Here is a 13,230-nt window from a genome sequence, read left to right on the forward strand (position 1 = left end):
GTGCCAATCGGCAAAAATGCATTTTAAAAACCATCGTTTTGTTTAAACGATGGTTTTTGGTTTGCCTGCCGTAAAGAAAAGACGCTCGGACTCTCTTGAAGGAGGCCGGTCTGTAAAATCAGCCGTCACTTTCTTCAGTTCAAATCCTGTCTCTGCAAGCATTTGTTCATATTCTTCAATGTAAAATGTTTTTTGCTCATGCGTCTCGTCATAGCGGTCATAAGTTTGTCCGTTCCATACGAAAAAGGACATATCATGGATGACAGAAAGCTCTTCATCGCCGGCAAAGCTTTGCCAAATATAGCTGATCTGCTCATCCTGGTCCGCATGGGTGCTGTCCGGAAAAAGCTCCGTCATTTTATATGGGGAATGGACGTCAAACAGAAGCAGGCCGTCCTCCTTCAAAACTTGAAAAACACTTTTGAAGGTGTTCAAGACATCATTTTTCGTTTTTAAGTAATTGAGGGAATCACAGCAGATGACTACGGCATCAAACTGTTCTTCAAAACCGGAAAGCTCTCTCATATCCTGCTGGAGAAAAAGAATCGGCTTTCCCGTTTTTTTCTGCTGGGCACAGCTCAGCATGTCTTCACTCAAATCAATCCCCGTGACTTCGCAGCCTTTTTCGGCAAGCCTGATGGATATTTCTCCGGTTCCGCAGGCAAGATCAAGCACCCTTCCCTTTTCCGGAAGAGAGGCTTCGATCCAGCCCGCCCATTCATCATACGGCGCATGGGACATTAACTCGTCATATACGCCGGCGAAGCCTTGGTAAATCATGAGTTCAAGCCGAGTTCAAGCTCTGCGAGCGGCGCGTCGCCCCATAGCTTTTCAAGATTGTAGTAGCTTCTTTCATCTTTATGGAAAACGTGAACAATGACATCGCCGAGATCAACTAAAATCCAGCGGGCCTCATCAAACCCTTCCATCTTTTTGACATCAATGCCGTTTTCTTCTGCCTGATCTTTAATTTCACGTGCAATTGCCTGAACCTGTTTATCAGAATTCCCGTGGCAGATTAAAAAGTAATCCGCTACAAGTGAGATTCCTTCCATGTCGAGCGCTAAAATATCCTCTGCACGTTTATCGTCGCATGCTTTTGCTGCGATTTTTAATACGGAAGCTTGATCCATTTCCATATTCCTCCTGTCAATTTTGAGACACCAGCCAGTTATAGGTTGCAAATGTCTCCGGGAAGACCGGCTGGTTTTTTTTCATCAGAAATATCATTGTATTTTTCAGCGCTTGTATAAGCGCTTCGTTCAGATCCGTTTCTGCCAGGCGGCGCACATCTTCCACTCCGGGGAAATGGCGGCCGGGTTCAATGTAATCCGCCACGTAAATGACTTTGTCTAAAAGGGTCATTCCGGGACGCCCTGACGTGTGATAGCGGATCGCGTCTAAGATCTCGGGGTCAGTGATCCCCGCTTCTTTCTCAGCCAGATAGGCCCCCGCAGGAGCATGCCACAGCTCGGCATTGTAATCCAAAAGCTCAGCCGGCATTTTTTCCCGCACGATGATCTGCTTCATTTCTTCTTTCGGCCGGAATTTGGCGTAATCATGAAAAATAGCCGCCATTTCCGCTTTTTTCGGATCTGCTCCGAACCGGCCTGCGAGAATAACCGCCGTATCTGTCACGCCGATTGTGTGGATGTAGCGATGCTCGGTCAGCTGTTCTTTGACGCAGGCAAGTGCTTCCTCACGATTCATATAAATCATTCTCCTCTATATACTGCCTCACTTTATCCGGCATTAAGTATTGCGTCGTTTTTTTTGCTTTGAGACGTTCTCTCACCATCGTTGACGATACGTCAAATTCCGGAACGTCGGCAAAAAGCAGCGGATACGGGGTCTCAATATGATACCCCGGGCGCCGCACTCCGATAAATTGAATGAGTGTAAGCAGTTCGTCCAGTTTGTACCATTTCGGCAGATATTCAATCATATCCGCCCCGATAATAAAGAAAAGCTTGTCGTTCGGGTGCCGCTCCTTCAGTAAACGGACGGTATCATAGGTATAAGAAGGACCTTTCCGCTCCATTTCCGCCAGCTCAAGCTTAAAACCGGGATTTGAGCTGATGGCAAGCTTCAGCATCTCAACCCGGTGCCGGCTGTCGGTAAAGTCTTCATTCTGCTTATGCGGGGGAATTTTATTCGGCATAAACCAAATCTCATCGAGCTCCGCCTGATGAAGGACTTCATTAGCCATCAGAAGATGACCGTTATGCGGAGGGTCAAATGTGCCCCCGAATATTCCGATTTTCTTCATGTCAACCACCTTACGGAAGCTCGATTTGTTTATTTTCCTTTGATTCCTTATACAATACGATCGTATTTCCGATCGTCTGCACCAATTGTGAACGGCTGCCTTTCACAAGGGCTTCTGCGACATCGTTTTTATCGTCTTCGCAGTTTTGAAGCACACTGACTTTAATCAGCTCTCTTGCCTCTAAAGCCTCGGCAATCTGTTTCACCATGTTTTCGTTGACTCCGCCCTTTCCCACTTGAAAAATAGGCGTTAAATGATGCGCTTTTGAACGCAAAAACCGTTTTTGTTTTCCTGTTAACATTGTGTTCCTCCTAGTTTTCCTTCAACAATTGCTCTCATCAGGCCGCTGTCAGGCTCCTGTTCCGTCCACAGCTTGAAGGACAGTGCGGCCTGTTCTACAAACATGCCGATGCCGTCAAGGGTAGTCAAACCTCTTTTTTCGGCTTCTTTTAATAACGCCGTTTGAATCGGGTTGTATACGATATCACAAACGATGGCGCCCGCTTTGGCCCGTTCCAGTGAGAGCGGCACGGCATCCGTGTTCGGATACATGCCGACAGATGTTGTATGAATAATGACGTCATATTGCTCAAGCTGATTTTCAGCTTCTTCTAATGTAAGAGCGCGTTTCTGCTGAAAAGAGGGAGCGGCCGCAATCAGACTTTCTGCTTTTTCCGGTGTGCGGTTGCAAACGTCAAACTGTTTCGGCTCTTTGCGGACGATCGTCGTAAAAATCGCTCTTGCCGCCCCTCCCGCTCCTATCATTAGAATGGAGAGCTCTGATATCGGTTTGTCCAAAACTTTGACTAAGGATTTATAAAATCCGTCTCCGTCAGTATTATACCCGATGAGCCTGTCTCCCTCTCTTTTGACGGTATTTACGGCTCCGAGTACTTTTGCGCTTTCATGTATTTCATCCAGATGCTCCATGATCGCGACTTTATGCGGGACTGTAACGTTAATTCCGCAGATGCCCAGTGCTTTAATTCCGTTAACGGCGTCCTTGAGGTTGTGAGGTTCCACCTGAAACGCAAAATACTGCCCGTTGATGTTCTTATCTTTCAAAGCCGCGTTATGAATATCGGGTGACATTGAATGCCCGATCGGATTTCCGATTACTCCGTACAATTGTTTCATGCTCCCTCTCCCCTTCTCTCTATATTAATGAACGGCGGACAAATACGTGTACGCCTTTCGGAGCGTATGCCGTTATTTTTTTATCTGCTTGCTGCACCGTGACCCAGCCGAGACCGGAAAAAACGATATCCGTCTTTCCTTCCTTAATCGTAAACGTGTGAGCCGTAAGCTCCGGAAATTCATCCAAATGATCTTTCCCGGGCGGGGTGAGCAACTCACCCGCATGCTTTTCGTATAAAGCGTCAGCATTTTCAAGCTTTGTTCTGTGAATCATCAATTCATTCGGCATATAGCAGACAAACGCCGATTTATCGCCTGAAACATAATCAAACCGGGCAAGCCCGCCGAAGTAAAGCGTTTGTTTCTCATTCAGCTGGAAAGTGCGCGGCTTCAGTTCTTTTTTCGGTGTCAGCACCTTTAAGTCACGCTTGTCCACGTAATGCGCCATCTGGTGATGGTTAATGATTCCCGGAGTATCATAAAGCGCGGACCCGTCATCAAGCGGGATTTCAATTGCATCAAGCGTCGTGCCCGGAAATTGAGAAGTGGTAATGATATTCTCTTCCCCTGAGACCTCTTTAATAATCCGGTTGATAAACGTTGATTTGCCGACATTCGTACAGCCCACCACATACACATCGCGGCCTTCGCGGTAATGTTCAATGGCGTCAATGACTTCTTTCATCCCTTGTCCGCGTGAAGCGCTGATTAAAAAGACATCAAGAGGTTTTAAGCCGTATTCTTTCGCTTCGCGTTTCATCCATTGAACGAGCCGTTCCCGTTTTACGGATTTCGGAAGGATATCAGCCTTATTACCGACAAGAATGATCGGATTTCCGCCGACAAAGCGGTTCAGTCCGTTTATCCAGCTTCCGTTAAAATCAAAAATATCAACGACTTTGACAATAAGAGAGTCAGTATCGCCGATTGTGTGCAAGATATTTAAAAAGTCATCGTCCGTTAATGAAACATCTTGAATTTCATTGTAGTTTTTCAGTCTGAAGCAGCGCTGACAGATGACATTCTCTTTTGTGAGCGATGCCTTCGGCGCATACCCGAGACCTTGTTTATCCTCGGTCTGGATCGTTACTCCGCAGCCGATGCAAACAACCTTTTCCATTTCTAATCCTCCCACTGAATATGGCCTTTACGTTTCAAAGAACTCAATATTCTCCGTTCAATCCGGCGGTTAAAGCGCGTCATGACCCCGTCAGAGGAAGCGACCGGCACGACGAGGATCGTATGATACCCGTGTCTGTTTCCGCCGAGAACATCAGTAAGCAGCTGATCGCCGATGACCACACAGTCTTCTTTTTTCAGATCCATGCTGCTGACGGCTCTTTTAAAGGCGCGTCCCATCGGTTTTCTTGCCTTATAAATAAACGGTATGCCAAGCGGCTCCGAGAATAATTTCACTCTTCGTTCATTATTATTGGAGACGATCGTGACTTTAATGCCGTGCTCCTTCATTTCTTCAAACCACTCGATTAATCGAGGTGTCGCACTCGGTCTGTCCCATTCCACAAGCGTATTGTCAAGGTCTGTAATAATCCCTTTCACATTGCGCTCCTTGAGCTTTTCCGGTGTGATATGAAATATATTTTTCACAAATTCGTCAGGTAAAAAAAACTTTTTTAACAAAACCCGCACCCTTCCCTTTTTCTTTCTATCATCTATATGTCGAAACCTGTCGGATTTAAAAACAAAGTCGGACTCAGCAAAAAAATTTCGACAAAAATTGGGTTTCTTCACCAGTTGTGGATAAAATTACACACATTATCCACTCTTATTACATCCGGATTTATCCAGATTATAAACAAGATACTAACAAGTTATCCACTTATGAGTGTGGATAACAGAACGATTGTTCTTATTTGTATTTCATGGTAGATTAAAGATAACCTCACCATGATTGAAACGCAACCTTCCATCATATGCTCGCGTCTGATGATTGATTACAACTGTTAAGGAGGTGCCACTCCCATTAATTGGGTCCCCGGCATGAGAAAGCTTTCTGATGAATTACTAATAGAATCTTATTTCAAAGCCAATGAAATGAATTTGAGCCGTGAATTTATCGAGTTAATTGAAAACGAAATCAAAAGAAGATCGCTCGGACACATTATTTCCGTTTCTTCTTAAACAGAAAAATTTTCCGGGCGAATTTCCTTTTTTTACTCAGATGACTGATATTATATCACTTCGGTTATACGCTTTACTACCACTTTCAACAAAAAACACCCCTTACAGAGGTGTTTAAGAGGACGGCTGTTAAATTTTGAACCAATACAGGCCGCCCAGAACGAGAAAAACGACGAGCAGCACAACAAAAAATGCGTACCAGTACCCCGCATTCACCCGAGGAGGCGGGCATACAGGATATGGCGGAGGGAAACCGCGGTTCATAGCAAATCGCCTCCAAAAAGATGTTTTTCTACAGCCTATGATGCACGGGCAAAACGGCTTAGGCAGCTGACGGCGTCAGCGCTCCAAAATCCGCCTATTTTTTATGCCTTCAATTAAGATTCTGGCCCCTTTTGGCGTCATGTGATTTCCGGAAGGATCTATCAGTCCGGATTGGATGAGCGCCCGGTCTGTATCTTTGCCGCCGTCCGCGCGTATAAAGTGTTTCCAATTATCGACCAGAGGCACTTTTAACTCTTTTGCAACCTGCCTTGTAATGCCGTTATAGGAATTATGCCATTTTCTCGCTCCGCCTTTTTCTTTAAAGGCTGAAGCTTTATATCTTGAATAGTAATAGAGATGATGTGTTCCGTTTCCTTCTATAACTGGGATGCACGTCATTAAAATCGGCTTTATGCGGTGCTTTCGGCTTTCGTTTACAAAATAAGTCAGGTTTTCTTTAAACCGTTTCTTTGATACTCGCGGCTGATGTCCCGTCAAAATGCCCGCATCATTTGTTCCAAACATGATAAATAAATATTGAGGCTTGCGGTCAAGCACGTCGCTTTGAAATCGCAGGCGCGCATCCTCAGTCGTCTGACCGCCTATTCCCGCATTTATAACCGTAAGACGGCCGCGTTCCGTTGTTTTTAACATGTTTACCCACTGCTGCGCCTTTGGATAATCACGATAATCCCAATTGGAACCGCGCGTATTGCTGTCACCGAAAGCGACAGCGCTTTTCTCTTTGCCCGCGGCGCATCCTGATAACAGACAGGCTATCGTAATAAAAAGAACAGCAAACTTCATTTTTTTCTCCCCCCAAACCTTACATCCTATATGGTACACGTCTCTTTTGCGGCTTTCAACGCGGCGCTCTCTTTACTGGATATGAAAAGGGCCGGCATCCTCTCCGATCAAATCCGAAACCTTAACAAACGTGTAGCCCTGCTTTTTCAGCTGGGGAATAATTTCTTTCAAAGCCTCAACCGTCTGGCGCCGGTTGCCTCCGCCGTCATGCAGAAGAATAATATCTCCATCTCTGGCATGTGAAACAACGTGTCTGACGATCTTTCCTTTTCCGGGCCTTCTCCAGTCCCTCGGATCTTGGTTCCATGACCACATGATGATATGATAGCCCTCTTTTAAGATGCTTTTGAAAGCCGTACGATTCAGCGATCCTCCCGGCGGGCGGAATAACTTGTCCCCTTCCGGCTGAAGCGATGTGATATGATGCGCTGAGCTGTGAAGCTCTTTTAAAATGTCTTTGCGTTTCAGACGGTGAAAATAAACATGGTTCATCGTATGGTTGCCGATTTCATGTCCTTCTTCAATAATGCGCTTTGCCGTTATAGGGTAATTGTCTATACGGCTTCCGATACAAAAAAAAGTCGCTTTAACATTGTACTGTTTCAGCACGTCTAACACAGCCTCTGTATAGACAGGGTGGGGGCCGTCATCGAAGGTTAAAGACAGTTTCTTTTTTTCAGACCTTATATCCCAATACACGTTTCCCGTCTTCTCCATGTCACTTCTTTTTAATGATTTCGCATCGGCGGACACGGCAGTGAGACTCGTGAGGACGCATATCATAATGATCAGATGAAAGCATCTCAACGTTTACACCTCCAGTAAACACTACTGTTAACGTGTCCCCTTTTTTAAAATTCATTCTCGCGCAAATAATGCATCACCCGCTTTTGCTGTAAGAAACAGGTAATGCCGAATTATGACAGCACTGCTGCCAGCTTGTCTTTCGTTTTCGGACCGTAAATCCTGTCAGCCTGCAAGCTGTTCATGATTTGGAACCGCTTTACAGCATTGGCGGTTTTGGGTCCGTATATTCCGTCAATTCCATGATTTTCCGTATTTTTATCAGGGCAAAAATAAGCGGCGGCAAGGACTCTTTGCACTTGAGTCACCTTTTCGCCCTTTGTATAAGGGGTCGTCAGTTTAATGATTTATTTGCAGAGTCGTCAGAGCCGTTTACGCCTTTAAAAGGCTTCCCAGCTGTTCAGCAGCCTGCCGGGGCAATTTTTTATGGGGAACGGCGCGATCAAGAGGTATATTATGATCTTTCATGAGCTTTTTACGCGCATCTTCGCGTCTGCGCCCTTGTCCGTTTGGATGTCTATAGACGGTAATATAACCCGGGTCCATTGCATATCTCGGCCGGTTGCCGTTTGATTTCGGTATCGGGTCTTTTTTTATGGATATCATTTTATCCCTCTCCTATTAAACAATGTAAAAGCACGCTTATCGGACACCCTTTTTTAATAGAAGGAGATAGATTTGTACTGTATACTATTTGAAAAGAGGTGAACGTACAGATGATAAAAAAAGGATTCAGTCTTGCCGTCATCATTGCTGTTGTGGTGATCGGTTTTATGCAAAAAGACGTCTGGCTCGGCATGATTCGGGCGGGCGGAATGTACGCCGTGCTTATGAGTATCCTGCTGGTCGCAGCTGACGTATTTTTCCCGATTGTTCCATTCGCCATTATCGCGGCCTTAAACGGAGCGGTTTTCGGGATTGTAAACGGGGTGTGGATTACATTGTCAGGCGCGATGCTCGGGACAATGGCCTTGTTTTTTCTCGTCCGGTACGGATTCAGAGACTGGGCCAGAAAAAAGCTGCGGTCTTACCCGGCCGCGGCCCAATATGAAGATTCATTTCATCAGCACGCATTTACGGCGGTGCTTTTCGGGCGGCTGATTCCGATTATACCGTCGCTTGCCATGAATACCGTATGCGGGCTGAGCAACATACGATGGCCGATCTTTTTTTCCGCATCGACGCTCGGCAAAATTCCGAACATTGTGATCGTGACAGTCGCAGGCGCTTCATTTACAAGCAACAAACTGCTGTCTTTCGGAATTTACGGAATGTATATGCTCGTGTTAATGGCGGTCATTTATAAAAAGTTTCCCGGCCTTTTAAAAACGACGAAAAAATGAAGCGCGTACCGCCCTCTATACCGGCGGTACGGCTCCTCTCATTCTGAGAACCTTTCCGTTTAATTCTGAACCGAGCACTTTCAGGTTTTGCTTTTTGTAAAATGACAGGGCCGCTTTATTGTCCGGAGAAACTCTAAGATGATATTCCGAAACACCATTCGTTCTGAAAAACTGATTCGCGTATTGATGGAGCTTCGTCCCGTACCCCATTCCCCTCTGCCGCTCAGTAATATAGTAAAGGTGCACATAACCGATTTTTTGATCGCGATAAGGTTTAATGGAGGCTTCAAGCTGTCCGATCGGCTGCCCGTTATGAAAAAGCAGCACAAAACCGTCGGGAAAGCTCTTGATTTGAGATGACAGCCATCTGAGATACTCATCCTTATTAAAATGATCCGCCGTGCCAAAGCTGACGAGAAACGAATCTTTGCGAAATGAAACGGCCGTCTCTTTATGTTTGTTTAAATTGATTCGCTTGAAATCCATCAAGTGTCCTCCTTTTTGCGGCCGCAAGTAAGAATGAGCATAAAACGGCTGCCAACATCAGCATAACGGCTGCGCCTGTGATGACGATATGGCGGACGGAAGAACTGACTGCCGCCGCTCCGAAAACCGCCGTTATCAATATAATGAAGACGGCTTCAACTAATGAATAAAAGCTGCCCACCCTCCCCATAATGTCCACCGGAACATTTTTTTGATAAAACGTCTGAAATCCCGTATTGGCAAATGCCAAGAAAAAAGCCAGAATGAAAAACCCGCAAGCAGCCGCCCAAAAAACGTGAGAAAACGCATAAATCATATATCCCGCCGCTGTGAAAAAAGAGCCCATTCCCATCAATAAAGAAGCCGGCATTTTTTTATTAAAGAACACATTGACAAGCGCCCCCGCAATAACCCCTGCCCCTGACACACTGACGAGAAAACCGTAATCAGCATCAGTCAGCTGAAGAACCTCTTTTGAAAAAGCGACTTCAAGCGAATCAAGTGCAGACAACATCACGGTCATGACCAGACTGAATAAAAAATAAATGATCATGACGTTTCGCGCCGTTCGGCTGAAGCGATAGACGAGCTTCCAATCTTCTTTGCACACTGCCAAAGAAAGCTTCTGCCTGGGAGAATGTACGTGAGGCTCATTTTCAAGATTCGGCAGCATCATCGTGATGAAACCGGACAGCATTAAAGCAGCCGCATTCACCCAAATCGCAAAAATCGGCGTGCCGACGATAAAAAGCAGCCCGGTCGCAGCCGGCCCGAGGAGAAAAGCCCCTGATTCCGGCAAAGCCCTTAGTGAATTGAATCGTTTTCTCCTTTCAGCCGGGATAAGCATCGTCACATACGCCATGGAACACGGACGAAACATCGCATTAGCCATATGAATCAAAAACACGATACAATAAACGGCATATAGAGACCATGCAGTAAACATCAGCGGCAGAACGGCAATGAATCCAGCCCGGATGAAATCAAGCGACATCATCATACTCCGTTTGTTACACCTGTCGATGATGCTGCCCGCCCACCCATTTGTCATCAAAACAGCCGCAGGCCTGATTAAATAAAGAATGGAAACTGCAAAAGCAGACCCTGTTTCTTTTAAGACAATAAGATTAAGAGACAAAAAATAAATCCATTCACCAATATTCGCCACCCCGATTCCGGTTAACAAAAGCACCGGGTGCCGCCAAGACTTCCAGTTTTTCATCTTATCCCTCCCTCAGAAAATAAAAAACGCCCTCAAGACAATGAAGTCTTGAGGACGGGAAACAGCCCGCTATGCCACCTCAATTCGGTTTGGCGCCGGCCTTGCCGGTACAAAGCTTACTCGGTAACAGGAGTATCCGCCGCATCATCCTCGTTTTGCATGATTCCGATGCGAAGCTAAGAGGTTTGTTTCAACACATCCATTCATACTCCTTCCCAGCTCCCGGAGCTCTCTGTCATGAATGATATCTGTCTACTCTTCTCTTCAGCGCTTTTCACGTTATATTCTTTTCGGCCTTACTTTTTTTAACAATATACAGGCTCAATCAGAAAAAATCAAGAGGCTGTAAGAAATAAAACTTGCCTTTGATTAATTTCCCTGTACAGACACAAACAGCCTGACTGCCACATACAGTTACATATAGGCTTTTGCCTACATAACTTTGTGGAGGTGAGGATGGTGACAGGTGTTTTTGCAGCGCTCGGGTTTATTGTGAAAGAACTCGTGTTTTTAGTATCATACGTGAAAAATAATGCCTTTCCACAACCGCTCTCAAATAGTGAGGAGAAAAAATACTTAGACCTTATGGCCGAAGGAGATGAACACGCCCGCAATATGCTGATCGAACATAATCTCCGTTTAGTCGCCCATATTGTAAAAAAATTCGAAAACACGGGAGAAGACGCAGAAGATCTGATCTCCATCGGTACAATCGGGCTGATTAAAGGCATCGAAAGCTATTCAGCCGGAAAAGGCACGAAGCTTGCGACATATGCCGCACGATGTATTGAGAATGAGATTTTAATGCATCTGCGCGCCTTGAAAAAAACGAAAAAAGACGTTTCCCTTCATGATCCGATCGGCCAGGATAAAGAAGGGAATGAAATAAGCCTGATCGATGTGCTCAAGTCGGAAAGCGAAGATGTGATTGACACCATTCAGCTCAACATGGAGCTTGAAAAGGTCAAAAAATATATCGACATTTTAGACGACCGCGAAAAAGAAGTGATCGTCGGCCGCTTCGGCCTTGATTTAAAAAAAGAAAAGACGCAGCGCGAGATCGCGAAAGAGCTCGGCATTTCAAGGAGCTATGTATCCCGGATTGAAAAACGCGCGCTGATGAAGATGTTTCATGAGTTTTACCGGGCGGAGAAAGAGAAGCGGAAGAAGTCGAAGGGAAAATAAGCGAAAAGCCGGATCTGACATTCCGGCTTTTTCTGTTTTATCTTTTTCAACACAAGCAGCAGAATATATGAAAAATCGTTCCTTACATATACTCTATCAACCTGGATCAAAAAGCTGAGTCCCCCCCTGTGTATTCCCCTCCACATGTAGCTTGATATCTCATCAATTATATGTTCATTCAGGTATAACGAACGCGGCATGATCAATACAACATAAGATGTATTTCATTTCCCTCTTAGAGTTAATTTATTTAACCATTATAAATACTCATATATACTTAAGTTATTGAATTATTTCCCTTTAATATCCGCACATTGTTATCAATAAAATATATTTCATTTCACAATTATGATTTGATTATTTTAGAAATTCTGCTCATTCACCTGATACTAAAAGGAACTAAAGTGACAAAAAGTAACTAAAAAAAGAGATATCAACCTTTTTAATTCAAAGTACCCAAATACATTTCTATTATTTTTGTTACAATAAATGCATAAGTTATTTTTCATCCATATTTATTGAAGGAGGACATATAATATGGGCGAGTCGAAAGATTTACAACCTAAAGTAGAAAAAAGTTTCGAGATAATTGGGAAAAAGTGGACAGGATTAATTATTTATGTGCTAATGAGCGGTCCTAAGCGCTTTAGTGAGCTAAGCGAGAGCATGCCTTCCTTAAGCAGAAGGATATTAACGGAACGGATTAAAGAATTAGAAGAACAGGGAATTGTTGTCCGAAATGTAATCCCCGATCGTCCGATACGTTCTGAGTACTCTTTAACTCAAAAAGGAACAGAATTAGGAAAAATATTAGGACCGATTAGTCAATGGGCGGAAAGCTGGGTCAAGGATTGACAGTTCTTTTAGTATCTATGCCAATAAACACAGCGCTGTTTTTCATTATCTAATAAGGAAGGAAGATCTCCATGTCTAATGTTCTCTATATCACAGCACATCCTCTGCCTGAAGATGAATCACTCAGCATGACCGTAGGAAAAGAATTCATTGAAAGTTACAAACAAACACATCCTGAAGATGATGTTGTCCATTTAGATTTATATAAAGCTGATATTCCTTATCTAGACGCAGATGTATTTAATGGTTGGAAAAAACTTCGCTCTCAAGCTTCACTTCAAGATTTATCAGTAGATGAACGGTTAAAAGTCGCCCGTTTAGCTGAATTAGGCGGACAATTTTTATTAGCTGATAAATATATTTTTGTAACACCTATGTGGAATTTTTCCGTTCCGGCCATCATGAAGACCTATATTGATGCAATCGCAGTGTCAGGTAAAACCTTCAAATATACTAAAGAAGGTTCAAAAGGATTACTAAAAGGAAAAAAAGCTCTCCATATACAATCGCGGGGAGACATCTACTCACATGGTCCTGAAATGGAAAGAGAGATGGGCAATCGATACTTAGAAGCGGTTATGGATTTCTTTGGTATCAAATCGTTTGAAAGTATTATTATTGAAGGGCAAATGAAGTTTCCGGAACAAACTTCTCAAATTAAAGATAAAGCAATGCAGCAAGCCAAAGAGATGGCTAAACAATTTTAATCCAACACA

General features: G+C 44.3%; 18 protein-coding genes, 1 pseudogene and 1 other annotated feature. Of the genes and pseudogenes, 5 read left to right on the forward strand and 14 right to left on the reverse strand.

The annotated features are described in order from the left end of the window. Nucleotides 1-42 precede the first annotated feature (42 nt). Genes AADZ70_RS07990 through AADZ70_RS08025 form a run of 8 tightly spaced genes read right to left on the reverse strand, consistent with a single transcriptional unit; the run spans nt 43 to nt 5,047 of the window. Complete coding sequence (locus AADZ70_RS07990; protein ID WP_045926757.1) at nt 43-780, reverse strand: class I SAM-dependent methyltransferase; 738 nt, start codon at nt 778-780, stop codon at nt 43-45. After that, entirely contained in the window at nt 777-1,133 is a 357-nt protein-coding gene (gene rsfS, locus AADZ70_RS07995) for a ribosome silencing factor (protein WP_016938891.1), read from the reverse strand. The genes AADZ70_RS07990 and rsfS overlap by 4 nt, the downstream gene beginning before the upstream one ends. Before the next feature lie 16 nt (nt 1,134-1,149). Next, nucleotides 1,150-1,710 (reverse strand): bis(5'-nucleosyl)-tetraphosphatase (symmetrical) YqeK, encoded by a 561-nt coding sequence (yqeK, locus tag AADZ70_RS08000; RefSeq protein ID WP_047475592.1) that lies wholly within the window; start codon nt 1,708-1,710, stop codon nt 1,150-1,152. Continuing rightward, a complete protein-coding gene (locus tag AADZ70_RS08005) occupies nt 1,700-2,269 on the reverse strand; it encodes a nicotinate-nucleotide adenylyltransferase (protein WP_045926759.1) in 570 nt (189 codons plus the stop codon). The genes yqeK and AADZ70_RS08005 overlap by 11 nt, the downstream gene beginning before the upstream one ends. A 10-nt stretch (nt 2,270-2,279) precedes the next feature. After that, a complete protein-coding gene (gene yhbY / locus AADZ70_RS08010) occupies nt 2,280-2,570 on the reverse strand; it encodes a ribosome assembly RNA-binding protein YhbY (protein ID WP_003152858.1) in 291 nt (96 codons plus the stop codon). Beyond that, nucleotides 2,564-3,406: a shikimate dehydrogenase gene (gene aroE, locus AADZ70_RS08015; RefSeq protein ID WP_016938888.1), complete on the reverse strand. Its 843-nt coding sequence runs from the start codon at nt 3,404-3,406 to the stop codon at nt 2,564-2,566. The genes yhbY and aroE overlap by 7 nt, the downstream gene beginning before the upstream one ends. Before the next feature lie 19 nt (nt 3,407-3,425). After that, nucleotides 3,426-4,526, reverse strand: a complete 1,101-nt coding sequence (gene yqeH / locus AADZ70_RS08020) for a ribosome biogenesis GTPase YqeH (RefSeq protein WP_016938887.1) — start codon at nt 4,524-4,526, stop codon at nt 3,426-3,428. Between the two features lie 2 nt (nt 4,527-4,528). Next, on the reverse strand, nt 4,529-5,047 hold the full coding sequence (locus tag AADZ70_RS08025) for a YqeG family HAD IIIA-type phosphatase (RefSeq protein ID WP_014470710.1): 519 nt from the start codon (nt 5,045-5,047) through the stop codon (nt 4,529-4,531). 360 nt (nt 5,048-5,407) lie between these two features. Between AADZ70_RS08025 and AADZ70_RS08030 the strand changes: the two genes are divergently transcribed. Then, entirely contained in the window at nt 5,408-5,548 is a 141-nt protein-coding gene (locus tag AADZ70_RS08030) for a sporulation histidine kinase inhibitor Sda (RefSeq protein WP_003152850.1), read from the forward strand. A 339-nt stretch (nt 5,549-5,887) separates the two neighbouring features. Here the strand turns inward: AADZ70_RS08030 and AADZ70_RS08035 are convergent, their stop codons facing one another. The 4 genes and pseudogenes from AADZ70_RS08035 to AADZ70_RS08050 all read right to left on the reverse strand — a co-directional run bounded on the left by AADZ70_RS08035 (nt 5,888) and on the right by AADZ70_RS08050 (nt 8,029). Next, nucleotides 5,888-6,619, reverse strand: a complete 732-nt coding sequence (locus AADZ70_RS08035) for an SGNH/GDSL hydrolase family protein (RefSeq protein WP_045926762.1) — start codon at nt 6,617-6,619, stop codon at nt 5,888-5,890. 72 nt (nt 6,620-6,691) lie between these two features. Further along, nucleotides 6,692-7,426 carry a polysaccharide deacetylase family protein gene (locus tag AADZ70_RS08040; RefSeq protein WP_016938884.1) on the reverse strand — a complete coding sequence of 245 codons (735 nt, stop codon included), beginning with the start codon at nt 7,424-7,426 and terminating at the stop codon, nt 6,692-6,694. Nucleotides 7,427-7,536: 110 nt separating this feature from the next. Then, nucleotides 7,537-7,770 (reverse strand): annotated as a pseudogene (locus AADZ70_RS08045) (peptidoglycan-binding domain-containing protein); the annotation flags it as partial. A gap of 25 nt (nt 7,771-7,795) precedes the next feature. After that, complete coding sequence (locus AADZ70_RS08050) at nt 7,796-8,029, reverse strand: hypothetical protein (RefSeq protein ID WP_045926764.1); 234 nt, start codon at nt 8,027-8,029, stop codon at nt 7,796-7,798. Nucleotides 8,030-8,139: 110 nt separating this feature from the next. Between AADZ70_RS08050 and AADZ70_RS08055 the strand changes: the two genes are divergently transcribed. After that, complete coding sequence (locus AADZ70_RS08055) at nt 8,140-8,766, forward strand: TVP38/TMEM64 family protein (RefSeq protein WP_016938883.1); 627 nt, start codon at nt 8,140-8,142, stop codon at nt 8,764-8,766. Between the two features lie 15 nt (nt 8,767-8,781). On the opposite strand, the gene AADZ70_RS08060 is transcribed toward AADZ70_RS08055, so the two are convergent. Beyond that, entirely contained in the window at nt 8,782-9,252 is a 471-nt protein-coding gene (locus tag AADZ70_RS08060; RefSeq protein ID WP_045926765.1) for a GNAT family N-acetyltransferase, read from the reverse strand. Beyond that, nucleotides 9,218-10,474, reverse strand: a complete 1,257-nt coding sequence (locus AADZ70_RS08065) for an MFS transporter (protein WP_045926766.1) — start codon at nt 10,472-10,474, stop codon at nt 9,218-9,220. Before AADZ70_RS08065 ends, AADZ70_RS08060 begins: the two co-directional genes overlap by 35 nt. A gap of 47 nt (nt 10,475-10,521) precedes the next feature. Continuing rightward, nucleotides 10,522-10,751, reverse strand: a binding site (T-box leader). Between the two features lie 179 nt (nt 10,752-10,930). Between AADZ70_RS08065 and sigK the strand changes: the two genes are divergently transcribed. From sigK to AADZ70_RS08080, 3 genes are all read left to right on the forward strand, one after another. Beyond that, nucleotides 10,931-11,659, forward strand: coding sequence for an RNA polymerase sporulation sigma factor SigK (gene sigK, locus AADZ70_RS08070; RefSeq protein ID WP_016938880.1), 729 nt, complete (start codon nt 10,931-10,933; stop codon nt 11,657-11,659). A gap of 537 nt (nt 11,660-12,196) precedes the next feature. After that, nucleotides 12,197-12,514: a helix-turn-helix domain-containing protein gene (locus tag AADZ70_RS08075; protein ID WP_016938879.1), complete on the forward strand. Its 318-nt coding sequence runs from the start codon at nt 12,197-12,199 to the stop codon at nt 12,512-12,514. 71 nt (nt 12,515-12,585) lie between these two features. Further along, entirely contained in the window at nt 12,586-13,221 is a 636-nt protein-coding gene (locus AADZ70_RS08080) for an FMN-dependent NADH-azoreductase (RefSeq protein WP_064777734.1), read from the forward strand. Nucleotides 13,222-13,230 lie beyond the last annotated feature (9 nt).

The sequence above is a fragment of the Bacillus sp. YBsi01 genome (assembly GCF_038406745.1).
GTDB classification, from domain to species: Bacteria; Bacillota; Bacilli; order Bacillales; family Bacillaceae; genus Bacillus; species Bacillus siamensis.